This window comes from Nocardioides sp. NPDC000445 (assembly GCF_040300245.1).
Classification (GTDB): Bacteria; Actinomycetota; Actinomycetes; order Propionibacteriales; family Nocardioidaceae; genus Nocardioides.
This window is the reverse complement of the sequence record NZ_JBEPDH010000002.1, coordinates 370,386-397,342: the sequence shown is the minus strand read 5'-3', so window position 1 is coordinate 397,342 and position 26,957 is coordinate 370,386. Positions and strand designations below refer to the sequence as shown.

Genomic DNA, 26,957 nt, shown 5'->3' with positions numbered 1-26,957 from the left:
TTCTCGCGGTCACAAACTCCGTATGGTGGCTGAGCCGCAGGGCGATCCCGGGCTAAAAAGCCCCCGTCTGTGGCGCCGGCATTGAAAGAGCAGAGCGTGACGGCACGGAGTACGAATACGGGCGAGGGCAGCGGTGCCCAGGACCCCCACCGGGAGATCCCCGAGGCGACTGTCGCCCGGCTTCCGGTCTACCTCCGGGCGCTGACCTCGCTCGCCGAGCGCAACATCGCCTCCTGCTCCTCCGAGGAGCTCGCGACGGCCGCCGGGGTGAACTCGGCCAAGCTGCGCAAGGACCTCTCCTACCTGGGCTCCTACGGCACCCGTGGGGTCGGCTACGACGTCGACTACCTGAGCTACCAGATCGCCCGCGAGATCGGCGTCACCCACGACTGGCCGGTCATCATCGTCGGTATCGGAAACCTGGGTCAGGCGCTCGCCAACTTCTCCGGCTTCAGCAGCCGCGGGTTCCGCACCGTCGCGCTCCTGGACGCGGCCGCGCCGATGCAGGGCCGTACGGTCGCCGGGCTCGAGGTCCGGCCCTTCTCCGACCTGGCCGAGATCGTGGCGGCCGAGCAGGTCTCGATCGGCGTCATCTCCGTGCCGGCGACCGCTGCCCAGGACGTCGCCGACGCGATGGTCGCGGCCGGCATCAGCAGCATCCTCAACTTCGCGCCCGCCGTCCTGAACGTGCCGCCGGGTGTCGACGTACGCAAGGTCGATCTCTCGATCGAGCTGCAGATCCTCGCGTATCACGAGTCGCGCAAGGCTGCAGAAGCTGGCGAGACGGTGGACAATGGTTCCGAGGAAGGGATCACCGCATGAGTGTCCTTGTTGTCGGCATCTCACATAACTCTGCGCCGGTCTCGCTGCTCGAAGCGGCGGCGGTGGACGCGGACGGCCTGCAGAAGCTCCTCACCGACGTGGCCGGTTGTGAGCATGTCAGCGAGGCAGCGGTCATCGCGACCTGCAACCGTCTCGAGATCTACACCGAGGTCGAGCGGTTCCACGGGTCCGTCGAGGAGCTCTCCCGCCGCATCATCGAGGGCGCCGGGCAGACGCTCGAGACGATGCTGCCGCACCTGTACGTCCACTACGACGACGGTGCCGTCTCCCACCTGTTCAAGGTGGCTGCCGGGCTCGACTCGATGGCCGTGGGCGAGGGCCAGATCCTCGGGCAGGCCCGCGCGGCCCTGCAGCTCGGCCAGGAGATGGGCACGGTCGGACCGGCGCTCAACAGCCTGTTCCAGCAGGCGCTGCGGGTCGGCAAGCGCTCGCGCGCGGAGACCGACATCGACCAGGCCGCCCCGTCGCTGGTCACCGCGTCGCTGGACCGCGCCGCACGAGCCGTGGGTGACGTACTCGGCAAGCGGGTCGCCGTCGTCGGCGCCGGTGCGATGGCCGGGCTGGCCACCGCTACCGTCTCCCGGCTGGGGGCCGCCGACGTGGTCGTGGTCAACCGCACCACGGCCAACGCCGAGCGCCTCGCCAGGGAGTACTCCGCGCGTTCCGCCTCGCTCGACACGCTGGCCGACGAGATCGCGGCCGCCGACATCGTGATCACCTGCGCGGGCGCCAGCGGTCTGCTCGTCCCGGCGGACATGGTCGGTGACCGCAGCAGCCACCCGATCGCGCTGATCGACCTGGCCCTGCCCCACGACATCGACCCCGCCGCGGGGTCGCTCCCGGGCGCCACCCTGATCGACCTGGCCGCCCTCGCCGACGAGCTGCACGCCTCGCCCGCCGGCAAGGAGGTGCTCGCGGTCCGCGACATCGTCACCCAGGAGGTCGCGGCGTTCCTGAGCGCTCGTCGCCAGTCCGCGGTGACCCCGACGGTGGTCGCGCTGCGGAGCATGGCCACCGGTGTCGTCGCCGCCGAGATGGAGCGCCTCGACAACAAGCTGCCGGGCCTCGACGAGATGACTCGTGCCGAGGTCCTCCGGACCGTACGCCGCGTGGCCGACAAGCTGCTCCACGAACCGACCGTCCGCGTCAAGGAGCTCGCCAACGAGACCGGCGCGGTGTCCTACGCCGCTGCGCTCGCCGAGCTCTTCGCGCTCGACCCCGAGGCCGTCTCCGCGGTGACCCGGGCCGACGTCCCAGGAGACCACTCATGAGAACTCTTCGTCTCGGCACCCGCCGTTCCCAGCTCGCCGTCACCCAGTCGACCCTCGTCGCGGAGATGCTCCGCGCCCAGGGCCACATCGTCGAGCTGGTCGAGATCGTCTCCGACGGTGACCGCACGCAGGCGGCGAACACCCCGCTGACCAGCGCGAACTCGACGGGCGTCTTCGTCAGTGCGCTGCGCGACGCGCTCCACGCCAAGGAGATCGACCTCGCGGTCCACTCCCTCAAGGACCTGCCGACCTACCCCGAGGACGGCGTCGAGCTGGTCGCGATCCTGCCGCGCGAGGACCCGCGCGACGTGATCGTCGCCCGCGACGGCCTGACCCTCGGTGAGCTCCCGCCGGGCTCGCGGGTCGGCACCGGCTCACCGCGACGCGTCGCCCAGATCAAGGCCCTCGGCCTCGGCCTGGAGCTGGCCGGCATCCGCGGCAACGTGGACACCCGCATCGGCAAGGTCCGTTCGGGCGAGTTCGACGCGGTCGTGCTCGCGCGTGCCGGCCTGTCCCGCATCGACCGGCTCGACGAGGTCACCGAGGTCCTCGACCCGATCCAGGTGCTGCCCGCTCCTGGTCAGGGGGCCCTGGCGGTCGAGTGCCGCGCAGGCGACGCCGATGCCGACGTACGCAAGATTCTGGCTTCCCTCGACGACTCGTCCACCCGAGCGGCTGTCGAGGCGGAACGCGCGGTGCTCGCCACCCTCGAAGGTGGCTGTGCCGCGCCCATCGGGACCCTCGCCGACGTGGTTGAGGGTGAGGAAGGACCAGAGCTGTGGGTGCGGGCAGTCGCGCTCTCGCTCGATGGCTCGCTCTCGATCCGACTCTCCGCATCCGGGCCGCTCGACGACGCCGCAGGCGTCGGGCGCCGGCTCGCCGAGGAGATGCTCGCCGAGGGTGCAGCAGACCTGACCGACGACCCCACCACTGACCCCGGACAGGCTGTCATGGACACGGGCGGTTCCCCCCAGACCGCTCCCGAGCAGGACAAGGTGCACAACGCATGACCCGAGCAAAGACCACCGAGCAGACGGCCGAGCACAGCTCGGCCACCCCACTGGGCTGGGTGTCCTTCGTCGGCAGCGGTCCTGGTGACCCTGAGCTGCTGACGGTACGGGCGATCGACCTGTTGAAGCAGGCCGATGTTGTCGTGACCGAGGCCCCCGAGCACGCTTCGATGGTGCGCGGCGTACTCGGCATCCCCGAGCCGGTCGAGCCCGCCGAGGGTGACGAGGCCCCGGAACCGGTCGGACCCGAGTTCATCGACGGCGGGTTCGGCGTCGACGGCCAGCCCCTGGCCAACGCCGCCCGTGCCAAGGCCGTCGTCAAGCAGGCGAAGCTGGGCAAGCGCGTCGTGCGCCTGATGACCGGCGACCCCTTCCTCTACGCCTCCGGCCCCGAGGAGGCGCAGTCCTGCGCCAAGGCGGGCATCGGCTTCGAGATCGTCCCCGGCGTCTCGTCCGTGTCGGCCGTTCCCGCTTACGCCGGCATCCCGCTGACGACCAAGGACCACCAAGAGGTCGCGGTCGTCACCTGCAACGAGAAGATCGACTGGAGCCAGTACGCCGACAACCGCACCCTGGTTCTCCTCTCCGGTGTCGGCATGATCGGTGACATCGCCAAGGAGCTCGTCGCGGCGGGCCGCCCGGCCAAGACCCCGGTCGCGATCACCCGCGTCGGCACCACGACCGAGCAGTCGACGGTAGAGTCGACGCTGGAGAACATCGCTGTCGACGCTCGTGCCGCACGGATGGCGCCGCCGGCGATCGTGGTGATCGGCAAGGTGGTCAACTTGCGTGAGACGCTCTCGTGGTTCGAGACGAAGCCGCTGTTCGGCTGGCGCGTGCTGGTGCCCCGCACCAAGGAACAGGCGCCTGCGCTGTCGCTGAAGCTGAAGGGCTTCGGCGCCGTGCCCGAGGAGGTGCCGACGATCTCCGTCGAGCCGCCGCGCAACCCGCAGCAGATGGACAAGGCCGTACGCGGTCTGGTCGAGGGCCGTTACAACTGGATCGCCTTCACCTCCATCAACGCGGTGCGCGCCGTACGCGAGAAGTTCGACGAGTACGGACTGGACTGCCGTGCCTTCTCCGGTCTGAAGATCGCCGCCGTCGGCGAGAAGACCGGGCAGGCGCTCGAGGCCTGGGGCCTGCGCCCCGACCTGGTGCCGAACACCGACAACCAGTCGGCCGCCGGTCTGCTCGAGGTGTGGCCGGAGTACGACGAGGACCTCGACCCGATCAACCGGGTCTTCCTCCCGCGCGCCGACATCGCCACCGAGAACCTCATCGCCGGCCTGGTCGACCTCGGCTGGGAGTGCGACGACGTGACCGCCTACCGCACCGTCCGGGCAGCCCCGCCGCCCGCGCCGACCCGCGACGCGATCAAGACGGGCAAGTTCGACGCGGTGGTCTTCACCTCCTCGTCCACGGTCCGCAACCTGGTCGGCATCGCGGGCAAGCCGCACACCTCCACGGTGATCGCGGCGATCGGTCCGGCCACCGCCAAGACCGCCGAGGAGCACGGCCTGCGGGTCGACGTGATGTCGCCCGAGCCGTCGATCGAGGCGCTCACCGAGGCGCTCGCCGCCTTCGGTGCCGCGCGTCGTGCCTCGCTGGTCGAGCAGGGCCTGCCGGTCACCAAGCCGTCCGACCGACGCCCCGCCTCGCGACGCCGTTCGCGTACGTCCTGATCATTTGAATGCCGAGTCGGCTCATCTTGACCTCCCCCGCTTCGCTCCTCCGGTCAAGATGAGCCGACTCGGCGTAGTCTGGAGATCTGATGAGCATCGAGAAGCCCGTGATCCGTCCCCGCCGGCTGCGCCGCACGCCGATCATGCGCCGGATGGTCGCGGAGACGGCCGTACGTCCCGCCAACCTGGTCCTGCCCGCGTTCGTGCGCGAGGGCATCGATGAGCCCGTCCCGCTCTCGACCATGCCCGGCGTGGTCCAGCACAGCCGGGAGTCGCTGCGGAAGGCCGCGGCCGAGGCCGCGTCCGCCGGCATCGGCGGCATCATGCTCTTCGGCGTCCCGGAGACCAAGGACGCCGTGGGCTCCGGCGCGCTGGACCCCGACGGCATCCTCAACGTCGCCATCGCCGACGTCGTCTCCGAGGTCGGCGACGCGCTCACCGTGATGAGCGACCTGTGCCTGGACGAGTTCACCGACCACGGCCACTGCGGCGTGCTCGCCGAGGACGGCTCGGTCGACAACGACGCCACCCTCGAGATCTACGCCCAGATGGCGATCGCCCACGCCGAGGCCGGCGTCCATATGGTCGGCCCGTCCGGGATGATGGACGGCCAGGTCGCGGTGACCCGCGACGCTCTCGACGGCGCGGGCCACACCGACGTCTCGATCCTCGCCTACTCCGCGAAGTACGCCTCGGCCTTCTACGGCCCGTTCCGCGAGGCCGTCGACTCCGCCCTCACGGGCGACCGGCGCACCTACCAGCAGGATCCGGCCAACGCGCTGGAGGGTGTCCGCGAGGCGCTCCTTGACGTCGCCGAGGGTGCCGATATCGTGATGGTCAAGCCCGGGCTCCCGTATCTCGACGTCCTGCAGCGAGTGCGTGAGTCTGTCGATGTTCCGGTGGCTGCCTACAACATCTCCGGGGAGTACTCGATGTTGGAAGCCGCCGCCGCGAACGGCTGGATCGACCGCGAACCGGCGATCCTGGAGACACTCACCGCCTTCAAGAGGGCGGGCGCGGACGTCATTCTGACCTACTGGGCCACCGAAGCAGCTGGTTGGCTGCGAGGCTGACGTTCTCGCTTGATCAGCCGAGCACCTCTGTGACGTGGAACATATCCTGAGAGTAGACTCGAGCCTGTGACCAATCGAGAGTTGGGCAGCACAAAGCGCACCGGTCGGCCGCGCAACAGTGGACGGAATTCGGCGAACCCGCGGGAAGAGATTCTCAAAGAGGCGTCCCGCCTCTTCACCGCTCAAGGGGTTGCGGCGACGACGATCAGCCAGATCGCCGAGTGCGTCGGACTGCGCCAGTCCTCGATGTACTACTACTACAAATCCAAGGAAGAGATCCTCTCCGCCTTGATGGAGAAGAACCGCGAGTCGCTCACGCTCGCGGAGAAGCTTCTCGAGGAGGACGGCCCGGCCGCTCCGCGGCTCTACGCCTTCCTCTACACCGACGTCCGTCAGCTGTGCACCGCCCCGCTCGACTTCTACGAGCTGGAGGTGGCCGCCCTGGCGCAGCCGCAGGTCTTCGCCGGCTTCGAGGAGGACGGCGACAAGCTGCGTGACGCGGCCGCCCAGCTCCTCGAGCTGGGTGTCGACAGCGGTGAGCTGCGTCAGACCGACCCCGCCGCCACCGCGCTGATGCTGCTCTCGCTCAACGAAGGCGCCCAGCACCGGCTCTGGCACGGCCGGCGCGACGACGAAAAGGCTGTGGCGAGCCCCGACGCCTTGGCCGAGTCGGTCGCCGACTACCACCTCAGCTCCTTGCTGGCCGACGCGTCCTCGCTGGATGCCGTCCGCGAGCTCGGGCGCGCCTTCGTCACCGAGTACGAGGACGACGAGCCCGCCGCCTGAGGCGCTCCGGACATGAGAAGGGCCCCGCCATCCGGCGGGGCCCTTCGTCGTGTCGGATCAGTTGCCGGTGAGGGCGCCGAACAGGCCGCCGAGGATGCCCTTGAGGATCAGCGTGAGCACGTTGCCGATGGTTGCGTTGACCTGCTCGATCGTCTTGCCGGCCATGGCGTTCACGCACTGGGTCAGCGCCTGGCCGGACTGGCTCGCGCTCAGGAGCGGGTACTTCGCCAGCTCACGCTGGCACGCGGAAAGAATCTGAGAGGGCGTGGCGACGATCGTCTCGACAGTCTCCTCGAGCGGCTTGGTCACCGTCTCCGCAGGACCTTCGGTGGCACCGCCGCCACCGCCGCCGGTGCCTCCACCGGTGCTCCCGCCGGGAGTCTCCCCGGAAGGAGCCTCGCTGGAGGGGCTGGAGGGAGACTGCGAGGAGCCGCCGCGCGGGCCGGCCTGCTGGCCGCCTGCTCGGAACTCGCGGTCCTTCTGCTTCGAAGACTTGGGAGCCTCCATCCGCGGGATCGCGTAGTCGACCGGGACCGTGCTGTTCGGGATCGAGGTGAAGTCGCCGGAGCGGTAGGCCTCGGCGACACCGAGCACGGTCGTGACGTACGACTGGCTGTGGTTGTAGCGGAAGACCGCTGCCCGCGCGCCCTGGTCGGTGGAGAGGTCGTCGTCGCCGGAGCAGAGGTAGACGGCGGAGGCGAGGGCGGCGTCGTTGATGTCCTGGGGGTTGCGCTTGCCGTCGCCGTCGGCGTCCACGCCGACCATCGCCCAGGTGGAGGGGATGAACTGCATCGGGCCGACCGCGCGGTCATAGCTGGTGTCACCGTCGTACTGCCCACCGTCGGTGTCGGTGATCTGGGAGACGTTGCCCTTGCCGTTGAGCGGCACCCCGTAGATGCCGGGCGTGGAGACGCCCTCGGCACTGAGCCGGTTGTCGTTGGCGCGACCGTGGTTGGACTCGACCCGCCCGATCGCGGCGATCAGCGGCCAGTCGATCTTGCAGGCGGCGTCGGCAGCGTTGATGACGGTGGCCGCGCGCTGATAGGCGGCGAGCGCGGCGGACGGGATCCCGGCGGCGCTGGCCGTCCCGGGCAGCGACTTGTCGCCCTCGTTGGTCGAGGCCGACACGCTGGCCGGCGCCTCGATCGCCTCGGTCGGGACCGACGTCCCGTCGGGCAGGCTGAACGCGTCGTCGTATCTGGGCCCTGATGCGGTGGCACTCGACTGCGTCAGACCGGTGACGTTGACCGTCCAGGCCGCGCTCAGCAGCGCGAGCGGAACGAGCGCGGTCGCCTTCTGAAGGCGGCTGTAGCGCGAAGCGGACATCGAATCTCCCCTGGTGATCACCGCACTGAAAACGTACGGAGGTCGTGCTCCCTCATGCAACGTTCAAACGAACCGTCTCACGTCAAAGTTACGCGCGTCACGTTTTACGTGAACATAGCGTTCCACTAAACGAGACGCCTGTGAGACGGATGAAAGCTCCAGTTCATGACGCCGAACCCGTCTCCGAAATATTTTGGTCCCAATATGTGGGTCAAGTGTCCAGGACGATTGACCGATCGAGTGAAAGAGGTAATCCTCATCACACTGCCCGGGCCACGGGAGGGCCGGGTGGAACTCCTCGAGAGGATCCGATCGAATGCGCCACCAGCGTTCCACCACGATGTGTGTCCGCCTGCTCGTCGCCTCAGTCGTCGCCACCGGACTCCTGTTCGGGCCGTCGCCCGGATCGGCGATGAAGAGTGCGAGCGCCGCGCCCGAGTCGGCGTACCTCGTCGGCCGCGGGATCGCCGACGTCACCGGCGAGCCGGGGGAGAACGGCATGATGGGGTACGCCGACCTCGCGCAGAGCACCACCGGCATCCACATGCGTCAGCGCGCCCGCGCCTTCGTGATCGCCGACGCGGCGAGCGGTGAGCGCGTGGTCCACGTCGTGGCCGACGTCGGGATGATCTTCCAGGGTGTGCGCGACGCCGTCCTCACCAAGCTCGAGCAGCGGTACGGCGACCGCTACAGCGAGCGCAACGTCATGCTCACCGCGACCCACACCCACGCCGGCCCGGGCGGGTTCTCGCACCACAATCTCTACAACATCACGACGCTCGGCTACCACGAGAAGACCTTCCGGGCGCTCGTCGACGGCATCGTCGCCGCGATCGCACGCGCTGACGCCGACCTCGCGCCCGCGGACCTCAGCCTCTCGACCAGCCAGCTCACCAATGCCAACGTCAACCGCTCCAAGCAGGCGTTCGACCGCAACCCGGAGGCCGACAAGGCGTACTTCCCCAATGGCGCCGACACCCGCAGCACCACGCTTCAGGTACGCCGCAAGGCCCCAGACGGGTCGACCAGTCTCGACGGGGTCATCAACTGGTTCCCCGTCCACGCCACGAGCATGTCGACGAACAACACGCTGATCAGCCCCGACAACAAGGGCTACGCGGAGTACGCCTGGGAGCGGCAGGTGCGCGGCGTCGACTACATCGACGACACCGACCCCGACTTCGTGGCGTCGTTCGCTCAGTCCAACGCCGGCGACATGTCGCCCAACCTCAACCTGCAGCCGACCGACGGCCCGACCAAGGACGAGTTCGAGAACACCCGCATCATCGGCACCCGGATGCTCGACGCGGCCCGCGAGGGACTCGGGTCCGACAAGCGGTCGCTCGAGGGCGGCATCGACTCGCGCATCGTGTACGTCGACTTCTCCGAGGTCGCCGTACGGCCGGAGTTCACCCCCGACGGCAAGCCGCACACCACCTGCTCGGCCGCGCTCGGCGCCTCCTTCGCCGCCGGCAGCACCGAGGACGGCGGTGGCGGACTGCCGATCTTCAAGGAGGGCAAGGACGGCGGCAACCCGCTGGTCGGACTGATCGCCGACGCGCTCTACACCGCGTCGCCCGAGCTGAAGGCCTGCCAGGCGCCCAAGGAGGTGCTGCTCCCCGTCGGCGACCTCGACCTGGTGCAGCAGAAGCTGCCGGTGCAGCTGATGAAGATCGGCGACTTCTACCTGGTCGGGATGCCGGCAGAGGTCACCGTCGTGTCGGGTCTGCGGATCCGACGGGCCGTCGCCGAGGCCGTCGGCACCGATCTCGAGAACGTCCTGGTCCAGGGCTACGCCAACGCCTACGCGCACTACCTGACGACCCCGGAGGAGTACGACTCCAAGGAGTACGAGGGTGCGAGCACCCTGTTCGGTCGCTATGAGCTGCCGGCGTTCATGCAGGTGGCCTCCGACCTCGGCGCGGCGATGCGCGCCGGGGTCGACGTACCGCAGGGGGAGAAGGAGGCCGACCGCAGCGTCTGGCAGATGCCGTCGCCCAGTGGCGCCGTGCTCGTCGATGCGCCACAGATCGGCCGGAGGTTCGGCGACGTGCTGACTGCGCCGGGCTCGATCTACCGTCCCGGGCAGCAGGTCAGCGTGGTCTTCGCCGGGGCGCACCCCAACAACGACCTCCATCTCGGCGGCAGCTACCTGGCCGTCGAGCGCAAGGTCGGTACGACCTGGCAGCGCGTCGCCGACGACGGCGACTGGTCGACGAAGTTCCGCTGGGCGCGCGACGGCATCGCGGCCTCCAAGGTGACGATCACGTGGGACGTCCCACCTGGCACCGCGTCAGGGAGCTACCGCATCCGCTACTTCGGCGATGCGCGCAACCTGCTCGGGACCGTCTCGCCGTTCACCGGCACCTCGCCTGTCTTCGGGGTCAGCTCGTGAGCCGGGTCGCGGGTCGGGTGCTGGGCGTCGCTCTGCTGGCGGCGTCGGGGCTCGCGCTCCCGGGGACCGCCACCGCCGCGCCCGACACGGCGGCCGCCACGCCGCGCGTGCGTGTGCTCACGCACAACGTGCAGATGCTGCCGCCGATCATCGGTGGCAAGGCCAACGCCACCCGGGCAGAGCTGATCGCGAAGGCCGACTACGTGAAGGGCCATGACGTGGTCGTCTTCGACGAGGCCTTCGACAACGGTCCGTCGGAGACCCTCAAGAGCCGGCTCGCAGCGCAGTATCCCCACCAGACGCCGGTGCTCGGGCGCTCGAGGTCGGGCTGGGACGAGACCCTCGGCGCCTACTCCTGGCTGACCCCCGAGGACGGCGGCGTGACGATCCTGAGCAAGTGGCCGATCACCCACAAGATCCAGTACGTCTACAGCGGTGGGTGCGGCGCCGACGCGCTCTCCAACAAGGGCTTCGTCTACGTGCGGCTGGATGTCGACGGCACTCCCGTCCACGTCGTCGGCACCCACGTCCAGGCGGAGGACCCGCTCTGCTTCGGTGGCGGGGCCGCCGTCCGCGCCGAGCAGTTCGCGGCGATCGACGAGTTCCTGGACGGCCTGGCGATCCCGGCCGAGGAACAGGTCATCCTGGCCGGCGACCTCAACGTCGACAAGGCCTCGCCCGAGTACGCCGACCTGCTCGCGGCCACCGACACCGTCGCCCCGACCTCGTACGCCGGGCACCCGTTCAGCTGGGACCCGACGACGAACCCGCTCGCCACGGGCGGGCAGGAGCACCTCGACTACGTGCTGCATCGCCGCGGCCACGTACGTCCGCGGACGTGGACCAACACGGTGCTCACGCCCACCTCGCCGCCCTGGGCGTACGCCGGGACGACCTACACCGACTACTCCGACCACTACCCCGTCGCAGGCAGCTGAGGAGCTCCGATGACCGTCACGTCGAACCCTCTGGCCGCCGAGCGGGAGGCGGTCGCCGATGCCTGCCGGGCGTTGGCGGCCGAAGGGCTCGTCATCGGTACGGCGGGCAACGTCAGCGTCCGCTCCGGTGACCTGGTCGCGATCACCGCGACCGGGGCGTCGTTCGCCACGATGACCGCAGACCAGGTGACCGTCCTCGACCTCGACGGGCAGGTCGTCGCGGGTGAGCTCGCGCCGACCTCCGAGGTCGACCTGCACCTCGGGCTCTACCGACGCCGGGAGACGGGCGCGATCGTCCACACGCACGCTCCGATGGCCACCGCGCTGTCGTGCGTCCTGACCGAGCTGCCGTGCGTTCACTACGGTCTGCTGGCACTTGGCGGCACGGTCCGCGTGGCTCCGTACGCGACCTTCGGCACGCCGGAGCTCGCCGAGCTGGTCATCGAGGCTCTCGAGGGCCGCGGCGGCGCGCTCATGGCCAACCACGGGGCGATCACTCATGCGGCCGACCTGGCCAAGGCGGTCGAGCTGGCCCTGCTCCTGGAGTGGGGCTGCACCGTCTACTGGCGAGCCGCCGCCATCGGCACCCCGCGCGTCCTCGACGAAGACCAACAGGCCGCGGTGATCCATGCCGCCCTGACCCGCAGCTACGGCACCACCCGCCCCTCATCACAGGAGAACTCGTGACCACTTCCCCCACCGTCGTCACCCTCGGCGCGCACGTGCTCGACACACTGGTACGCCACGTCGAGTCGATCCCCGAAGGACAGGCCGGCCAGCTGGTCGACGAGATCCGGGTCACCGCGGCCGGCCCCGCTGGTGGCACCGCGCTGGTGCTCTCCAAGCTCGGCGCGACCGTGCTCAGCGCGGGCGCCATCGGCACCGACGCGGTCGGTGACCAGCTGCTCTCGCTGCTGCGCCGCGACGGCGTGGACACCGAGCACCTGGTACGCCACGAGGACCACCAGACCTCCGCGAGCGTGCTCCCGATCCGCCCCGACGGGTCGCGGCCGGCGTTCCACGTGATCGGGGCCAACGGCGCCTACGGTGCCGACGACGCGCCGCTGGACGTGATCGCCGCGGCGGACCACCTGCACCTCGGGGGCCCGGAGTTCATGGGCGGCGACGCGGCCGCGAAGATCCTCGCCCACGCGCGCGACAACGGCGTGACCACGTCGCTCGACTCCCTCGCGCCTGGCGACCCGGGCATGTTCGAGTGGATCGCGGCCGCGTTCCCCTATGTCGACCACCTGCTGGTCAACGACGAGCAGGCCCTCGGCTGGACCGGTGCCGCCGACCTGGAGGCGGCCTGCCGCGCGCTGGTCGAGGCCGGTGCCAGCTGCGTGGCCGTGACGGCCGGCGCCCGGGGCGCGGTCGTGGTGACCGCGGACGAGACGGTCCGGGTGCCGGCGTACGACATCGAGGTCGTGGACACCACGGGTTGCGGTGACGCGTTCTCGGCGGGCTACATCCGGGGTCTCGCGCTGGGCCGGACGCCCGCCGAGGCGGCCGCGCTGGGCTGCGCGACCGCCGCCCAGGTCGCCGGCGGGCTCGGCTCCGACTTCGGCAGCTTCGACCTCGCCTCGGTCGAGAGATTCGCCGCCGACGCGGCGCTCAAGGAGGTCTGAGCAGTGCCGCGCCCAGCTCGGGTCGACGTGGCGATCGTCGGCGCCGGCCTGGCCGGGCTGACCGCCGCTCGTGCCCTGGTGGCCGCGGGCCGCAGCGTCGTCGTGCTCGAGGCGCGCGACCGGGTGGGCGGTCGCACCCTCAACCACGACCTCGGCGACGGCCAGGTCGTGGAGGCCGGCGGGCAGTTCGTCGGGCCGACCCAGAACCACATCCTCGGGCTCGCTGCCGAGCTGGACGTCAAGACGTTCCCGGCGTACTCCGAGGGCGAGGCGGTCTACGTCCGCGGCGGCCGCGCCAAGCGCTACGCAGGCGACGTACCTCCGGACCCGACGGCCCTGGCGGACGTCGCGGTGACGATGGCTCGTATCGACCGGCTCGCCCGGCGGATCCCGTTGGGCGCCCCATGGCGGGCACGCAACGCCGCGCGGCTGGACGCGGTCACCTTCGACTCGTGGATCCGCGACACCACGGTCAGCGCCGCCGGCGTCGACCTGGTCAACATCTTCTTCGGCTCGGCCTACGGCGGCACCGCGGCGGATGCCTCGGCCCTGTTCAGCCTCCACTACGTCGCCGGGATGGGCGACGAGGACAACCCCGGCTCGATCGCCCGGGGGATCGGGGTGGAGGGCGGAGCCCAGCAGGATCGCTTCGCCGGTGGCTCGCAGGCGGTCTCGCTGGCGATGGCCGAACAGCTCGGGGACCGGGTGGTGCCGAACGCTGCGGTGCGCGCGGTCGAGCAGAACGGCCGCACCGTGAAGCTGCGTACCGACGCGGGGGTGTGGCAGGCCGGGCACGCGATCGTGGCCGTCCCGCCCCCGCTCGCCGGCAAGATCTCGTGGTCGCCGTTGCTGCCCGCGCCGCAGGCGGCTCTCTTCGACCGGATGCCGATGGGCAACCTGATGAAGTGTGAGGCGGTGTTCGACGAGCCGTTCTGGCGCGCGGACGGGCTCTCCGGCCAGGCCACGTTCCGCTCGCCCGACTCCGCGATCTGCTCGATGTTCGACAACACCCCGCCGAGCGGCGGACCCGGTGTGCTGATGGGGTTCCTCGGTGGCCGTGCCTGGCGGTCGCTGGCGCACCGGCCGCCCCGCGAACGCCGGGCCGCCGTGCTGCGCACCTTCGCTCAGGTAGTCGGGCGGGAGGCGCTGCGCCCTCGCGACTACTTCGAGCAGGACTGGTCGAGCGAGGAGTGGACCCGGGGTGGGCCGACCTCGGTCCTGGCGCCCGGCGTGCTCACCGCGCTCGGCGCCTGGCGGGACCGGCCCTTCGGGCTCGTGCACTGGGCCGGCGCGGAGCACTCCGACTACTGGAACGGCTACATGGACGGCGCCGTCCGCTCCGGCCGCGACGCCGCGGCCGCCGTGATCGACGTACTGGAAGGAACTGAGAGATGAGCATGACCGAGCTGAGCGAGACCGCTGTGCTGGCCGTCCCCGTGGAGCGGGTCTGGCAGGTGGTGTCGGCGACGAACCGGTACGCCGAGTGGGTGGACGGCGTCTTCGAGGTGACCGACCATCACGGCGAGGCCGAGGTCGGCCGCACCTACGCTGAACGCAACCGCACCATCGGACCGCTGTCCACGCGGTCGACCTGGACGGTCCGGGAGATCGAGCCGCTGACGACCCGCATCGACACCGGTGAGGGCTTCGCGCCGCTGCACGAGATGACCAACGTCTTCCGGTTCCGGCCGGTCGCTGTCGACGGTGTCGACAATGCCGGCACCGAGATGACGTACGCCGTCCGTTACCGCGTCGGTCTCGGCCCGCTCGGCGCGGTGATCGACAAGGTCACCCGGCCCGGGTTGCGGAAGGCGTTCCAGCAGTCGATGCGCAACCTGGAGGACCTGATCGTCGCCGAGGGCACGGACTGATCGCCCGAGCGTCAAAGGATCAGTGCCGGATCGGCGACGCTTGGTGCTTGGTGAGGCCGAGGACCCGGTCGACGTACGGATTGGCGAAGACGCCGGTCGGGTCGAGCTCGTCGCGCAGCGCGGTGAAGTCGCCGAATCGCGGGTATCGCTCGGCGAGGTCGGCCGCGGTGAGCCGGTGAATCTTGCCCCAGTGCGGACGCCCGTCGGCGGCGCCGAGGATGTCCTCGCAGACGGAGAACCAGCGCTCGTGGGGCATCCGGTGGTACTGGTGGAAGGCGACGTACGCGACGTCGCGGTCGTAGGCCGGCGAGAGCCAGATGTCGTCGCTCCTCACGAAGCGGACCTCGAGCGGGAACGACACCTTCTCGTCATGGGTGTCGACCCACCGCCGGAGCTCGCGGAGCACGTCTGCGACCGCCGCCCGCGGGACGGCGTACTCACCTTCGCGGAAGCGCACATCGCGGTGGGAGGCGAACACGTTCGGGGCCAGGTCGGTGAAGTCCCGGGACGACACCGCGCGGGTCACGAACCGGGTGATCCCGGGTACCAGGCCGGGGAATCGGGTGCCGAGGCGCAGCAGCGCCTCGAAGCCGATGTTGGTGACGATCTTGTCGTCGATCGTTCGGGCGAGCGTGCTCATCGGGTTGAGCTCCACATCGCCCGGAAGCCGCTCGAAACGGCGTGTCAGCGCGGTGGTGGTGTGCGGGAACCAGAAGAACTCGAAGTGGTCGTTGCCCGCCACCAGCTCGTCGAGCCCGTCGAGGGTCTCGTCGAGCGGCATCGGCGCGTCGACCGCGCGCAGGGCGTAGAGCGGCACGCACTGGAGGGTGACCGTGGTGATGACGCCGAGGGATCCGATCGACACCCGTGCGGCCTCGAAGAGCTCCGGCCGCTCCTCGCGTGAGCACGTCACGACCGAGCCGTCGGCGAGCACCAGCTCGAGCGCGCGGATCTGGTTGGAGATGCTCCGAAACCTCTCGCCGCTGCCGTGGGTGCCGGTCGAGACCGCGCCGGCGACGGTCTGCCGGTCGATGTCGCCGAGGATCTCCATCGCCAGACCGTGCTGGGCGAGGATCGGGTTGAGCCGGTGCAGCGGGAGTCCGGCCCCGACGGTGACCAGGCCCGAGTCCGCGTCGACGGCGAGCACGCCGTCCAGCCGGTCCGGCCGGAGCTGCAGCCCGGGCGCGACGGCCGCGCCGGTGAAGGAGTGCCCGGATCCGATTGCGCGCACGGTCAGGCCGTCGGCGACGGCAGCCGTCACCGCGGCCGCGACCTCATCGGTCGTCGCGGGCGTGGCCACGCGTGCCGGGGTCACCTCTTCGGTGCCGGACCAGTTGCGCCATCGAGTGCTCATGCGTGGGTCCCTTCTGTGGGCAGTCGGGCCTCAGGATGACCCAGGTCACAGCAAAGGTCAATAGTCTTGGACACTTGACCTAATTCGGTGGTCGGTCCATGCTCGACGAATGCTGGATCTCACCGTCCCGACGCGCGTACGTGCCTCCTTCGACGACCTCGAAGCCGCCACCGCCGACCTCCCCACGCCGTACGCCGTGGTGGACGTGGCCGCGCTGCGCACCAACGCGGCCGACCTGGTTCGCCGTGCCGGCGGCACACCGATCCGCGTCGCGAGCAAGTCCGTGCGCTGCCGTGCCCTGATGCGGAGCACCCTGGCGATGCCGGGCTTCCAAGGCGTGCTCGCCTACACCCTGCCCGAAGCTCTCTGGCTCGCGCGTGAGGTCGAGGACGTCGTGGTCGGCTACCCGACCGCGGACACGGCCGCCATCCGGCGGCTCGCCGACGACGACCTGCTGGCCTCTCGGGTGACTTTGATGATCGACAGCGTCGAGCATCTGGAGCTGATCGCCGCCGCGGCCGGCGCCAGCGGTCCGCGGATCCGGATCTGCATCGAGCTCGACGCCTCGCTCCGCCTGGCCTCCGGCCGAGTGCACCTCGGCGCCCGGCGCTCGCCCGTGCACGCGCCCGAGCAGGCGGCCGCGCTCGCCCGGGCCGTCGTGGCGCACCCGCGCTGCGAGCTCGTCGGCGTGATGGCGTACGAAGGCCAGATCGCGGGGATGGGCGACAACCAGCCGGGCCTGTCCAAGCACGTCGTCCGGGCGCTGCAGCGGAGGTCCGTCGACGAGCTGGCCGAACGACGGGCCGCCGCTGTGGCCGCTGTGCGCCGCGTGGCGCCGCTGGAGTTCGTCAACGGCGGCGGCACCGGCAGCATCGAGACGACCGTCGCCGAGGACGCCGTGACCGAGGTGGCGGCCGGTTCGGGGCTGCTCGCTCCGCACCAGTTCGACCACTACACCCGCTTCCACCCCCAGCCCGCGGCGTACTTCGTCCTGTCGGTCGTACGCCGCCCCTCACCGCGCCACGCGACGGTTCTCGGCGGTGGCTGGATCGCCTCCGGGGCCGCCGGCAAGGACCGGCTCCCGATCCCGGTGTGGCCGCGCGGCCTGCGTCTGGTGCCGTCCGAGGGGGCGGGCGAGGTACAGACGCCGCTGACCGGTGCTGCGGCCGCCCGGCTCGGGATCGGCGACCGGGTGTGGTTCCGGCACACCAAGGCCGGCGAGCTCTGCGAGCACGTCGACGAGCTGGTGCTCGTCGACGGCGGCAGCGTCGTCGACACCGTCCCGACCTACCGCGGAGAAGGAAGGACGTTCCTGTGACCACGACCGTCACCACCGCGCCGCCCCGGGTGGCCCGCCGGGCCTGTTTCGCGGCCTTCGGGATCCAGGGTTTCACCTTCGCGTCCCTGATCACCCGGCTGCCCACGATCAAGGCCGAGCACGACCTGAGCGACTACCAGATCCTCCTGCTGTTGGGTGGCGTGGCGATCGCGTCGGCCGTCGGCAGCGTCATCACGGGGTACGCCGCCGCGCGCTTCGGCAGCGCCCGGGTCCTCAGGGCCGCGTTGGTCGGCGCGTCGGTGGCGACACTGCTGGTCGCCATCCCGGACAGCGTTGCGGGCCTGGTCGTCGCGGTGTGTGCGTACGGGCTCTTCGTCGGCCAGATCGATGCGGCCATGAACATGCAGGGCGTCGGCATCGAGGACCTCTACGGCCGCAGCATCATGGTCGGCTTCCACGGTATGTGGAGCCTCGGCGCGGTCATCGGCGGCGGCTACGCGGCGCTGACCCTGGAGCTGGGCTGGTCGCTCCTGCTGTCGTTCGCGATCGTCTGCGCGGTCGGGCTCGTGCTCAACGCCGCGCTGCTGGGCGACCTGCTGGTGGTCGACCCCATCGACGGCCATGTCGACGCCGGTGACCACGCGCCGCACGCACCGCAGGTGCCGTGGCTGCCGGTCCTGCTGCTCGCTGTACCCACCTTCGTGATGTGGTTCCTCGACTCGTCGATCTCGGCCTGGGGTGGCATCTACCTGGTCGACGGGCTGTCGTCGACGCAGAGCGCGGCGGCCCTGGCGTTCACGGCGTACCAGGCCGTGCTGCTGCTCACCCGGCTGGTCGGTGACAAGGTCGTACGCCGCATCGGGCCGGTGCGGACCGTGCGCATCAGCGGGCTCGTCGCGATCGTCTCGATGGCGCTGGTCGTCGCCGCGCCGTCGGTGTGGGTCGCGATCGTGGGCTTCGGCCTGCTCGGCGCCGGCCTGGCGATGATCCCGCCGCTGTCCTTCGTCGCGGCCGGCCACCTCGACGCCGACGGTGGCGGTCAGGCCGTCGCCCGGGTCAACGTGTCCAACTACGTCGGCTACCTCGTGGCCGCCGTCGCCATCGCCACCGTCGCCGAGCAGGTCGGCCACCGCGCGATGTTCGTGCTGCCGTTGCTGCTGAGCCCGGTCCTGCTGCTGATGGCCTCCCGGTTCGCCCCCCAGGTAAGGAGCAAGGCATGAGTGCTGTCATCGAGGTCGAGAACCCGTCGACAGGCAAGACGATCCAGAGCGTTCCCGACCTCGGTCCGGTCGAGGTCGAGGCGCTCGTCGCCACCGCCAGGGCCGCGCAGCCCGCCTGGGCGGGCCTCGGGTACGCCGGCCGCGGCCGCTACCTGCGCCGCATGCAGAAGTGGTTCCTGGACAACGCCGACCGGATCGCCGAGACGATCCACGCCGAGAACGGCAAGTCGCTCGACGAGGCCAACATCGAGGTGATGTACGGCGCCGTCGCGAGCGCGTTCTGGGCCAAGCACGCCTCGGAGTATCTCGCCGACGAGAAGATCACCAGCCGGTCGCCGTTCGTGCTCGGGCGCAAGCTGGTCGTCCGCTACCAGCCAGTGGGCGTCGTCGGCGTGATCGGGCCGTGGAACAACCCGCTCCTCAACAACTTCGGTGACGTGATCCCGGCGCTCGCGGCCGGCAACACCGCCGTGCTCAAACCGTCGGAGATCACTCCGCTCACGTCGGTGCTGATGGCCGAGATGGCCCACGAGATCGGGCTGCCCGACGGCGTCTTCAGCATCGCGACCGGGACCGGGGCGGCGGGTGCGGCGCTCGTGGAGCACGTGGATGCGGTGATGTTCACCGGCTCCACCCGGACCGGGAAGAAGGTCGCCGGGCGCTGCGGCGAGCGGCTGATCCCGTGCAGCCTCGAGCTCGGCGGCAAGGACCCGGTGATCGTGCTGGCCGATGCCGATCTCGAGCGTGCTGCGAACGTGACGCTCTTCAGCGCGATGCACAACTCCGGCCAGACCTGCACCTCCTCGGAGCGTGTGTACGTCGAGGCGCCGGTCTACGACGAGTTCGTGGCCCTGATGACCGAGCGCTTCGAGTCGCTGCGCGTGGGCGAGTCGACCGGCTTCGGCACCTCGGAGTCGGGGTCGCTGACCTTCCCGCCGCAGCTCGACACCGTCACCCGGCATGTCGAGGACGCGGTGGCCGGCGGTGCGAAGGCCCTCACCGGAGGAGGCGTACGCGAGGGCGAGGGGCGGTTCTTCGAGCCGACGCTGCTGGTCGATGTCGACCAGGACATGGCGTGCATGCGCGAGGAGACGTTCGGTCCGACACTGCCGATCATGAAGGTCGCCGACGCGGCCGAGGCCGTGCGGCTGGCCAACGACTCGGCGTACGGCCTGCAGGCAGCGGTCTACACCAAGGACCTCGCCAAGGGGCAGCGCATCGCGCGCGAGCTCCAGGCAGGCACCGTCACCGTCAACGACGCGCTGGCCAACTACTTCGCTCTCGAGCTGCCGATGGGCGGGTGGAAGGACTCCGGTCTCGGCGCCCGGCACGGGCGGGACGGCATCCGGAAGTTCACCAAGCGGCAGTCGATCCTGGTGACCCGCTTCGGCATGAAGAACGAGCTCCACGGCATGCCGTTCAAGGCCACGAACTTCCGGACGCTCACCCGGCTCATCAGGACGCTCTACGGCCACCCTCGCAACACGAAGGACTGAGCCCCCAACGTCGGTCAGTCCGTCGGACCGGGTGAAGGCCGGGCGAGGAGGGGTAGCGCCTCGAGCAGGATGTCGAAGGCTCCGAGCACGTTCGCGTCCGGGTCGAGCAGGTGCTGCAGCTGCAGGCCGTCCATGGCCGCCATCACCAGGCGCGCGACGGCCTCCAAGTCCGTGGCGGGTGCCGCGGCCGGCTCGACCTCGGCCGGTGCGGCCTCGGTCAGCGTTGCGGTGAACTCGGCGACGGTACGCCGGTAGCGGGCCACGGTGAAGTCGTGGGCCGGGTGGCTCGGGACGATCGACTCGGCGGTGACGGTGGTGAACAGCTGGGTCAGCCCGCGGTCGGCGATGGCCCGCTCGAACATGCTCCGCGCCACCTGGGCCTGCTCGTCCCAGGTGGCGCCGGAGTCCGCCTGCTGGCGCGAGGTCTGGTCGCGCTCCTCCAGCACGGCCATCAGCAGGCCCGTCTTGGAGCCGAAGTGATGCAGCACCCCGGCCTGGCTCATGCCGGCCAGGTCGGCGATCTCGCGCAGCGACGCTCCGTGGCTGCCGCGGCGCCCGAACACGTCCTGCGCCACGTCGAGGATCCGGCGCCGCTGCTCGGCGGACTTGGCGTAAGGACCACGGGCTCGGCTGGACATGCTCCGCAGTCTAGGTGGCCCAAACGAAAACCTAGCGGCTATTCGGTATTGGCGTTATCGTCATGGCCATGACCCGGCCGCTGCCCCGATTCCCTCCTGGCTTCGAGTGGGGTGTCGGCGCCTCGGCGTACCAGACCGAAGGTGCGCTCGACGCTGACGGGCGGGGACGGTCCACGTGGGACGTGTTCTGCGAGCAGCCCGGGCGGATCGCCGACGGATCGACGCCGGCGACCAGTGCCGGCTTCTACGACCGCTACCCCGAGGACATCGCGCTGGTACGCGACCTGGGCGCCGACGTCTACCGGTTCTCGATCGCCTGGCCGCGGATCCTGCCGACCGGGTCGGGCGAGGTCAACGCGAAGGGCCTGGACTTCTACGACCGGGTCGTCGACGGGCTGCTGGAGGCGGGCATCAAGCCGGCCGCGACGCTCTACCACTGGGACACCCCGCTGCCGATCGAGGAGGCCGGCGGCTGGATGAACCGAGACACCGCGCTCCGCTTCGGCGAGTACGCCGCGGTCGTGGCCGAGCGGCTGGCCGACCGCGCGGCGTACTGGATCCCGCTCAACGAGCCGGTGGTGCTCTCGTTGCTCGGCTACGCGATCGGCGGGTTCGCCCCCGGGCAGGAGCTGCTCTTCGAGTCGCTGCCGACCGTCCACCACCAGCTGCTCGCCCACGGGCTGAGCGTCCAGGCGATCCGTGCGGCCGGCGGCCGCAGCGTCGGCACCGCCAACCCGCACGCACCGACGTGGCCCGCCTCCGACAGTCCGGAGGACCTCGCCGCGGCAGCCTTCAGCGCTGACCTCACCGACTGGATCTGGGGCGACCCGATCCTCCTCGGCCGCTACCCTGAGGGGTATGCCGAGGGGATGCCCGGTCCGGTCGCCGAAGACCTCGAGGTCATCTCGACCCCGCTCGACTTCTACGGCGTCAACTACTACAGCCCGCAGCGAGTCGCAGCCCCGACCGGTGAGCCGTCGTTGATCCAGGAGCACGAGATCCCGGCGGAGATGCCGTTCCGGGCGGTCGAGGTCGACGGGCCCAAGACCGGGCTCGGCGGCGAGATCAGCCCCGACGGCCTGCGCGAGATCCTGCTGACGCTGACCGAGCGGTACGGCGAGAGCCTGCCGCCACTGATCGTCACCGAGAACGGCACCTCCCAGCAGCCCGGCACCGAGGAACCCGGTCCGGACGGCAGGATCCACGACGACGGCCGGATCGACTATCTCGACGCGCATGTGCGCGCCGTGCACCAGGCGATCGACGAGGGTGCGGACGTCCGTGGCTACTGGGTCTGGTCGCCGACCGACAACTTCGAGTGGACCCAGGGTTTCACCCAGCGCTTCGGCCTCGTGCACGTCGACTACGACACCCTGGTGCGTACGCCGAAGGACTCCTACTCCTGGTACCAGCAGCTGATCGGGGCCCAACGTGACCAGCTCTGAGCTCACTCTGTCGGCGCTGGACGAGCCGGCCGAGCCGGCCCCCACGTCCTGGGTGGCCGCGATCTCGCTGGCCAACGTCGGACTGTTCACCGCATGGTTCGGCCCGATCCTGACCCTGCTCGGGATGCAGGCGGAGCGGTTCGCCGGTGATGACAAGGAGGCCGCGCTCGCCTGGGTCGTCGGCATCGGCGCGCTCTGCTCGACGGTCGCCAACCCGGTCTTCGGTGCGCTCTCGGACCGGACGACGTCGCGCTTCGGCCGCCGCCTGCCGTGGACGGTCCTCGGCATCTGTGGCGGCGTGGCCAGCCTGGTGCTGCTGGCCTTCGCGCCGAACCTCGTCGTGGTGGCCATCGGATGGTGCCTGGCCCAGATCGCCCTCAACGCGAACTTCGCGGCGATCACCGCCGCCGTACCCGACCATGCGCCGCACCAGCAGCGCGGCACGATCGGCGGCTTCCTCGGCCTCGCCCAGACCGTCGGCGCCGTCGTCGGCGCCGGGCTCGCGGCCGCTGCGGGTGGGATCGTCGGTGGCTACCTCGCGTGCGCGGTCTTCCTGGTGATCGCGAGCGCGCCGTACGTCGCGATGCGCCGCGACCTGGTTCTCGACCCCGCCGACCGGCCGTCGTTCTCGTGGGGAACGTTCCTCCGCGGCTTCTGGATCAGCCCTCGCCTGCACCCCGACTTCGCCTGGGCGTGGCTCACCCGCTTCCTGATGAACCTCGGGTTCGCGATCGGGCTGGTCTACCTGCTCTTCTACCTCGACGACGCGGTTCACCACGAGAACCCCGAAGCCGGCGTCTTCCTGCTCTCGGCGGTCAACTCCCTCGCTCTGCTGGTCACGGTCGTCGCCGGCGGATGGCTCTCGGACCGGTTCGACCGCCGCCGGATCTTCGTGACCGTCGCCGGCGTCGTGATGGCAGCCGGCACCCTCTCGCTGGCCGGCTTCCACTCCTGGACAGCCGCGATCATCGGCGTGGCCGTCCTCGGTCTCGGCATGGGCGTGTTCACCTCGGTCGACCTCGCGCTGATGATCGACGTACTTCCCGAGGCGATCGACCGCGGCAAGGACCTCGGCGTCGTCAACATCGCCAACTCGCTGCCGCAGGTGCTCGCTCCCGTCGTGGCTGCGCCGATCGTGAGCGTGCTCGGCGGCTACTCCACCCTGTACGCCGTCGCCGCCGGAGTGACGCTGACCGGCGCCGTCCTGGTCTACCGGATCAAGTCCGTTCGATAGGAGACAACTCGTGACCACCCACCCTGAACTGCCTAGCCTGCAGCTCCCCACCGACTTCGTCTACGGCGTCTCCACCGCGTCGTACCAGATCGAAGGTGCCGTCGAGGAGGGCGGCCGCGGGCCGTCGATCTGGGACACGTTCTGCGCGGAGCCGGGCCGGATCAAGAACGGCGATACCGGGGCGGTCGCGTGCGACCACTACCACCGGTATCCCGAGGACATCGCGTTGATGAAGGACCTCGGCGTGGACGCCTACCGGTTCTCGATCGCCTGGCCGCGGATCCAGCCGACCGGCTCCGGGCCGGCCAACGCCGAGGGGCTGGCCTTCTACGACCGGCTCGTCGACGGGCTGCTGGAGGCGGGCATCAAGCCGGCCGCGACGCTCTACCACTGGGACCTGCCGCAGGCTCTGCAGGACGCCGGCGGCTGGCTCAACCGCGACACCTCGCTCCGTCTCGCCGAGTACGCCGCGATCGTCGGCGAGCGTCTCGGTGACCGGGTCTCGATGTGGATGCCGCTGAACGAGCCGGTCGTGGTCACGATGTTCGGGCACGCGCTCGGCACCCACGCTCCCGGTCAGGCGCTCGGCTTCGACGCGCTGCCGGTGGCTCATCACCTGCTGCTCGGCCACGGCCTGTCCGTCTCCGCGCTGCGGGCGGCCGGAGCGAGCAACATCGGCATCGCGTCCAACCATCAGCCCGCCCGGCCGGCGTCGGACTCGGCCGAGGACCGGGACGCGGCCGAGATGTTCGGCACGCTGACCAACTGGCTCTTCTCCGACCCGATCCTGCGCGGCGAGTACCCCGACGAGCTGATCACCTCGATGATGCCAGGACCTGTGGCGGAGGACCTGAAGGTGATCTCGGCGCCGCTCGACTGGTACGGCATCAACTACTACCAGCCGGTGCTGGTCGGCGCCCCCGGATCTGGTGGCGACCACGGCCCGGCGCTCGAGGGCGCGATCATGCCGGAGGGGCTTCCGTTCGAGCCGCGCCAGCTCGTCGGCGTACCGACCACCGACTTCGGGTGGGCGATCGTCCCCGACGGGCTCACCGAGATCCTGACCCGGTTCCACGAGCGGTACGCCGACGCGCTGCCGCCGGTCTACGTCACCGAGAGCGGATGCTCGTTCCATGACACCGTCGCCGCCGACGGCGGAGTGCACGACCAGCGCCGGATCGACTACCACGACGCGCACCTGCGGGCCGTTGCCGACGCGATCGCCGCGGGCGTGGACGTACGCGGCTACTTCGCGTGGTCGCTGCTCGACAACTTCGAGTGGGCGGAGGGGTACGCCGAGCGCTTCGGGCTCGTGCACGTCGACTACGACACGCTGCGGCGTACTCCCAAGGACTCGTTCCGCTGGTACCAGGAGCTCATTGCCGCCCTCGCGGGTCAGCGGTCGTAGACGCCGACCTCCCACAGGGAGTAGCCGTAGCGGGTGGCGCGGCTGACGCCGTGGATGCGTACGTAGCGAGCGGTGGTCGGCTCGAAGGTCGCCGTCTCGATCCCGCCCTTCCCGGTGTCGGTCGACCACACCGTGCGCCACGTCGTGCCGTCCGAGGAGACCTCGACCTTCCACGCCGCAGCACGGGCGCTCTCCCAGTCGGCGACCACGCGGCCCACGGTCCGTTCGCTGCGCAGGTCGAGGCCGAGCCACTGGTCGTCGCTCCAGTCGCTGGCCCAGCGGGTGCCGGTGTCGCCGTCGATGGCGCGGCCCGGTGCGAAGCTGGTGAAGGCGCTCCACTCCGACGAGCTCGCCGTGGCGCGCGATCCGGCCGCGAGGTTGCCCGGCGGCGTGTAGCCGGATGCGGCACCCCAGGTGTCGAGGTAGGACTGGGCTCCGCCCATCAGGTCCTGGGCGGCCTCCGTACCGCCGAGTCGGCGGATCTGCTCGATCCAGTCCGGGACCAGGCCGACGTGGGCTCCGCCGTCGGTGTTCACGTCCCAGACCCGTTCGCCGGTGACCTGCCGGTCGATCGTCGACCCGCCGTCGACACTGCGGAACGGATAGGTCACCGGGCTGGGTCCGTCGGCACCCAGGGGAGCGGGGTGGGAGCCGAGGCCGTTGAAGTCGGTGCCGATGCCGAGGCCCTTGTCGTACTCGGTGCGCAGCGCCTCGGTCCGTCCGGCGGCGCCGATGAACTCCTCGGGCCCGAACATGTACTCACCGATGAAGCCGCCTAGCCCGTAGACGCGTTCGGCCCAGCCGAGGTCGGCCCAGCTGTGGCTGGAGATGACGCCGGGGTAGTCGGCCGACTCGAGGATGTCGAGCGCGCGGCCGGTGGCCTTCACGCTCATGTGGTCGAGCTCGACGAGCATGCCGCGCTGCATCATCCCGCGCATCGCGTACTCGCCGAGTCGGGAGAGGCCGCGGGTGTTGCACTGCGCGTCGCCGTCGTACGTCGGCACCTCGGTGCCCGCGGGCAGCTTCTCCTCGATCTCGGGGACGGCTGCGTTGCCGATCGGGTTGTCGTGCTGCGGGCCGCGGCACTTCTCGGTCTGCCAGAAGGTGCCGGTCGAGAGGAACTGGCCGACGTTGATGATCGTCCCGGTCGTGCCCGAGTCGAAGCGCACGCCGCAGAGCGCGTTGTCGAACTTGTGGCACAGGAACATGCTGCGTACGCCGAGGGCGTGCAGCTCGTCGAGGCCCTGGTCGATACCCGACTTGCTGCACTGCGGGACGTCGAGCACCTGCTTGCAGCCGAACGGCTCGGAGGTCTCCACGCCGAGGATCACGGCGAGCTTGCCGTCCTCGATGACCTGCTTGGCCTGGGCGGGATCGGTGACGATCCGGAACCAGCCCTTGCCCTCGCCGCCGTACATCCTGTCGACGAAGTCCTGCAGGTCGTAGGTCTTCTCCGCCTGAAGGCGGATCGACTCCATCTCGTTGCAGCCGCGGTCGCGGTTGGGGTTGATCGAGCAGATCACGCCGTTGCTGGTCAGATCGGTGACCAGGACCCGCTGGCCGGCTCGCCAGGACCGCTCCAGCCAGGCGTAGTAGTTCTGCTGGTGCGACATCGTGCGGTACGAGGGCCAGTCCTTGAAGGTCGGCCAGCCCACCGGGACGTGCTTGCCGTCCGGCTCCGCGCCGGTCAGGTTCTCCAGCAGCGCGCCGGAGCCGTCGGGGTAGTGCGCCGAGCAGTCCTCGAGCGCGTCGGCGACCCCGGCGTCGGAGAACGGCTTGCCGCAGACCAGCTCGCCCCCGAACGCCTCGTTGGTCATCAGGTGGTTGTGGACGTCGGCGAAGCCGCGTACGTCACCCGTGGCGTCGGTGCCGGTGAACGGCCTGCCGGTGACGTTGACCTGGGAGTCGGGCACCGGCCGGTCGGCAGGCTCCCACCACTGGTCCGGCGGCGACGACCAGCCTGGCGGGGCGAACGCCACGAAGCCGATGAGGACGAGACAGAGCAGCGAGCGGATGGCGTTCACAGTGCCTCCAGGGTGCGTGACGTACGCCGCATCCTA

22 protein-coding genes are annotated in these 26,957 nt (G+C 70.3%); 18 read left to right on the top strand and 4 right to left on the bottom strand.

Annotated features, from left to right (window positions below; translation table 11 throughout):
• Positions 1–96: 96 nt before the first annotated feature.
• The 6 genes from ABT304_RS04400 to ABT304_RS04375 all read left to right on the top strand — a co-directional run bounded on the left by ABT304_RS04400 (position 97) and on the right by ABT304_RS04375 (position 6,665).
• Positions 97–822, top strand: coding sequence for a redox-sensing transcriptional repressor Rex (locus ABT304_RS04400; RefSeq protein WP_350713506.1), 726 nt, complete (start codon positions 97–99; stop codon positions 820–822).
• Entirely contained in the window at positions 819–2,114 is a 1,296-nt protein-coding gene (locus ABT304_RS04395; RefSeq protein WP_350713505.1) for a glutamyl-tRNA reductase, read from the top strand. The genes ABT304_RS04400 and ABT304_RS04395 overlap by 4 nt, the downstream gene beginning before the upstream one ends.
• Complete coding sequence (hemC, locus tag ABT304_RS04390) at positions 2,111–3,124, top strand: hydroxymethylbilane synthase (RefSeq protein ID WP_350713504.1); 1,014 nt, start codon at positions 2,111–2,113, stop codon at positions 3,122–3,124. The genes ABT304_RS04395 and hemC overlap by 4 nt, the downstream gene beginning before the upstream one ends.
• Positions 3,121–4,806 carry a bifunctional uroporphyrinogen-III C-methyltransferase/uroporphyrinogen-III synthase gene (locus tag ABT304_RS04385; protein ID WP_350713503.1) on the top strand — a complete coding sequence of 562 codons (1,686 nt, stop codon included), beginning with the start codon at positions 3,121–3,123 and terminating at the stop codon, positions 4,804–4,806. The genes hemC and ABT304_RS04385 overlap by 4 nt, the downstream gene beginning before the upstream one ends.
• 89 nt (positions 4,807–4,895) lie before the next feature.
• Positions 4,896–5,879: a porphobilinogen synthase gene (hemB, locus tag ABT304_RS04380; protein WP_350713502.1), complete on the top strand. Its 984-nt coding sequence runs from the start codon at positions 4,896–4,898 to the stop codon at positions 5,877–5,879.
• A gap of 66 nt (positions 5,880–5,945) precedes the next feature.
• Entirely contained in the window at positions 5,946–6,665 is a 720-nt protein-coding gene (locus ABT304_RS04375; RefSeq protein ID WP_350713501.1) for a TetR/AcrR family transcriptional regulator, read from the top strand.
• Positions 6,666–6,722: 57 nt separating this feature from the next.
• Here ABT304_RS04375 and ABT304_RS04370 read toward each other — a convergent pair whose 3' ends face one another.
• Complete coding sequence (locus tag ABT304_RS04370; RefSeq protein WP_350713500.1) at positions 6,723–7,991, bottom strand: lytic transglycosylase domain-containing protein; 1,269 nt, start codon at positions 7,989–7,991, stop codon at positions 6,723–6,725.
• Positions 7,992–8,307: 316 nt separating this feature from the next.
• Here ABT304_RS04370 and ABT304_RS04365 point away from each other — a divergent pair, with 316 nt between their 5' ends.
• The 6 genes from ABT304_RS04365 to ABT304_RS04340 are packed head-to-tail and all read left to right on the top strand — an operon-like array spanning position 8,308 to position 14,823.
• The gene (locus tag ABT304_RS04365; RefSeq protein ID WP_350713499.1) at positions 8,308–10,386 is read left to right on the top strand and encodes a neutral/alkaline ceramidase; all 2,079 of its coding nucleotides are present in this window, start codon (positions 8,308–8,310) and stop codon (positions 10,384–10,386) included.
• On the top strand, positions 10,383–11,324 hold the full coding sequence (sph, locus tag ABT304_RS04360; RefSeq protein ID WP_350713498.1) for a sphingomyelin phosphodiesterase: 942 nt from the start codon (positions 10,383–10,385) through the stop codon (positions 11,322–11,324). Before ABT304_RS04365 ends, sph begins: the two co-directional genes overlap by 4 nt.
• Positions 11,325–11,333: 9 nt before the next feature.
• A complete protein-coding gene (locus tag ABT304_RS04355) occupies positions 11,334–12,011 on the top strand; it encodes a class II aldolase/adducin family protein (protein ID WP_350713497.1) in 678 nt (225 codons plus the stop codon).
• Positions 12,008–12,952: a carbohydrate kinase family protein gene (locus ABT304_RS04350; RefSeq protein ID WP_350713496.1), complete on the top strand. Its 945-nt coding sequence runs from the start codon at positions 12,008–12,010 to the stop codon at positions 12,950–12,952. Before ABT304_RS04355 ends, ABT304_RS04350 begins: the two co-directional genes overlap by 4 nt.
• 3 nt (positions 12,953–12,955) lie before the next feature.
• Entirely contained in the window at positions 12,956–14,347 is a 1,392-nt protein-coding gene (locus ABT304_RS04345) for a flavin monoamine oxidase family protein (RefSeq protein WP_350713495.1), read from the top strand.
• Positions 14,344–14,823 (top strand): SRPBCC family protein, encoded by a 480-nt coding sequence (locus ABT304_RS04340; RefSeq protein WP_350713494.1) that lies wholly within the window; start codon positions 14,344–14,346, stop codon positions 14,821–14,823. Before ABT304_RS04345 ends, ABT304_RS04340 begins: the two co-directional genes overlap by 4 nt.
• 19 nt (positions 14,824–14,842) lie before the next feature.
• Here the strand turns inward: ABT304_RS04340 and ABT304_RS04335 are convergent, their stop codons facing one another.
• Positions 14,843–16,177, bottom strand: coding sequence for a D-arabinono-1,4-lactone oxidase (locus tag ABT304_RS04335; RefSeq protein ID WP_350713493.1), 1,335 nt, complete (start codon positions 16,175–16,177; stop codon positions 14,843–14,845).
• Between the two features lie 109 nt (positions 16,178–16,286).
• On the opposite strand from ABT304_RS04335, the gene ABT304_RS04330 reads away from it, so the two are divergent.
• From ABT304_RS04330 to ABT304_RS04320, 3 genes are read left to right on the top strand one after another with little or no spacing between them, the layout of a single operon-like run.
• On the top strand, positions 16,287–17,495 hold the full coding sequence (locus ABT304_RS04330; RefSeq protein ID WP_350713492.1) for an amino acid deaminase/aldolase: 1,209 nt from the start codon (positions 16,287–16,289) through the stop codon (positions 17,493–17,495).
• The gene (locus ABT304_RS04325) at positions 17,492–18,676 is read left to right on the top strand and encodes an MFS transporter (protein WP_350713491.1); all 1,185 of its coding nucleotides are present in this window, start codon (positions 17,492–17,494) and stop codon (positions 18,674–18,676) included. The genes ABT304_RS04330 and ABT304_RS04325 overlap by 4 nt, the downstream gene beginning before the upstream one ends.
• The gene (locus ABT304_RS04320) at positions 18,673–20,172 is read left to right on the top strand and encodes an aldehyde dehydrogenase family protein (protein WP_350713490.1); all 1,500 of its coding nucleotides are present in this window, start codon (positions 18,673–18,675) and stop codon (positions 20,170–20,172) included. The genes ABT304_RS04325 and ABT304_RS04320 overlap by 4 nt, the downstream gene beginning before the upstream one ends.
• A gap of 14 nt (positions 20,173–20,186) precedes the next feature.
• Here the strand turns inward: ABT304_RS04320 and ABT304_RS04315 are convergent, their stop codons facing one another.
• Positions 20,187–20,810, bottom strand: a complete 624-nt coding sequence (locus ABT304_RS04315) for a TetR/AcrR family transcriptional regulator (RefSeq protein ID WP_350713489.1) — start codon at positions 20,808–20,810, stop codon at positions 20,187–20,189.
• Positions 20,811–20,878: 68 nt separating this feature from the next.
• On the opposite strand from ABT304_RS04315, the gene ABT304_RS04310 reads away from it, so the two are divergent.
• The 3 genes from ABT304_RS04310 to ABT304_RS04300 are packed head-to-tail and all read left to right on the top strand — an operon-like array spanning position 20,879 to position 24,897.
• Positions 20,879–22,255 (top strand): GH1 family beta-glucosidase, encoded by a 1,377-nt coding sequence (locus tag ABT304_RS04310; RefSeq protein ID WP_350713488.1) that lies wholly within the window; start codon positions 20,879–20,881, stop codon positions 22,253–22,255.
• The gene (locus tag ABT304_RS04305; RefSeq protein ID WP_350713487.1) at positions 22,242–23,489 is read left to right on the top strand and encodes an MFS transporter; all 1,248 of its coding nucleotides are present in this window, start codon (positions 22,242–22,244) and stop codon (positions 23,487–23,489) included. The genes ABT304_RS04310 and ABT304_RS04305 overlap by 14 nt, the downstream gene beginning before the upstream one ends.
• A gap of 10 nt (positions 23,490–23,499) precedes the next feature.
• Positions 23,500–24,897, top strand: a complete 1,398-nt coding sequence (locus ABT304_RS04300; protein ID WP_350713486.1) for a GH1 family beta-glucosidase — start codon at positions 23,500–23,502, stop codon at positions 24,895–24,897.
• On the opposite strand, the gene ABT304_RS04295 is transcribed toward ABT304_RS04300, so the two are convergent.
• The gene (locus ABT304_RS04295; protein WP_350713485.1) at positions 24,885–26,921 is read right to left on the bottom strand and encodes a galactose-binding domain-containing protein; all 2,037 of its coding nucleotides are present in this window, start codon (positions 26,919–26,921) and stop codon (positions 24,885–24,887) included. The two genes, ABT304_RS04300 and ABT304_RS04295, sit on opposite strands and share 13 nt — an antisense overlap.
• Positions 26,922–26,957: the final 36 nt, after the last annotated feature.

What these genes read in the sequence shown, in the direction of transcription:
- ABT304_RS04395 (WP_350713505.1), top strand. Translation starts at nt 819, where the DNA reads ATGAGTGTCCTTGTTGTCGGCATCTCACATAACTCTGCGCCGGTCTCG.
- hemC (WP_350713504.1), top strand. Translation starts at nt 2,111, where the DNA reads ATGAGAACTCTTCGTCTCGGCACCCGCCGTTCCCAGCTCGCCGTCACC.
- ABT304_RS04385 (WP_350713503.1), top strand. Translation starts at nt 3,121, where the DNA reads ATGACCCGAGCAAAGACCACCGAGCAGACGGCCGAGCACAGCTCGGCC.
- hemB (WP_350713502.1), top strand. Translation starts at nt 4,896, where the DNA reads ATGAGCATCGAGAAGCCCGTGATCCGTCCCCGCCGGCTGCGCCGCACG.
- ABT304_RS04370 (WP_350713500.1), bottom strand. Translation starts at nt 7,991, where the DNA reads ATGTCCGCTTCGCGCTACAGCCGCCTTCAGAAGGCGACCGCGCTCGTT.
- ABT304_RS04365 (WP_350713499.1), top strand. Translation starts at nt 8,308, where the DNA reads ATGCGCCACCAGCGTTCCACCACGATGTGTGTCCGCCTGCTCGTCGCC.
- ABT304_RS04355 (WP_350713497.1), top strand. Translation starts at nt 11,334, where the DNA reads ATGACCGTCACGTCGAACCCTCTGGCCGCCGAGCGGGAGGCGGTCGCC.
- ABT304_RS04340 (WP_350713494.1), top strand. Translation starts at nt 14,344, where the DNA reads ATGAGCATGACCGAGCTGAGCGAGACCGCTGTGCTGGCCGTCCCCGTG.
- ABT304_RS04335 (WP_350713493.1), bottom strand. Translation starts at nt 16,177, where the DNA reads ATGAGCACTCGATGGCGCAACTGGTCCGGCACCGAAGAGGTGACCCCG.
- ABT304_RS04330 (WP_350713492.1), top strand. Translation starts at nt 16,287, where the DNA reads ATGCTGGATCTCACCGTCCCGACGCGCGTACGTGCCTCCTTCGACGAC.
- ABT304_RS04320 (WP_350713490.1), top strand. Translation starts at nt 18,673, where the DNA reads ATGAGTGCTGTCATCGAGGTCGAGAACCCGTCGACAGGCAAGACGATC.
- ABT304_RS04315 (WP_350713489.1), bottom strand. Translation starts at nt 20,810, where the DNA reads ATGTCCAGCCGAGCCCGTGGTCCTTACGCCAAGTCCGCCGAGCAGCGG.
- ABT304_RS04310 (WP_350713488.1), top strand. Translation starts at nt 20,879, where the DNA reads ATGACCCGGCCGCTGCCCCGATTCCCTCCTGGCTTCGAGTGGGGTGTC.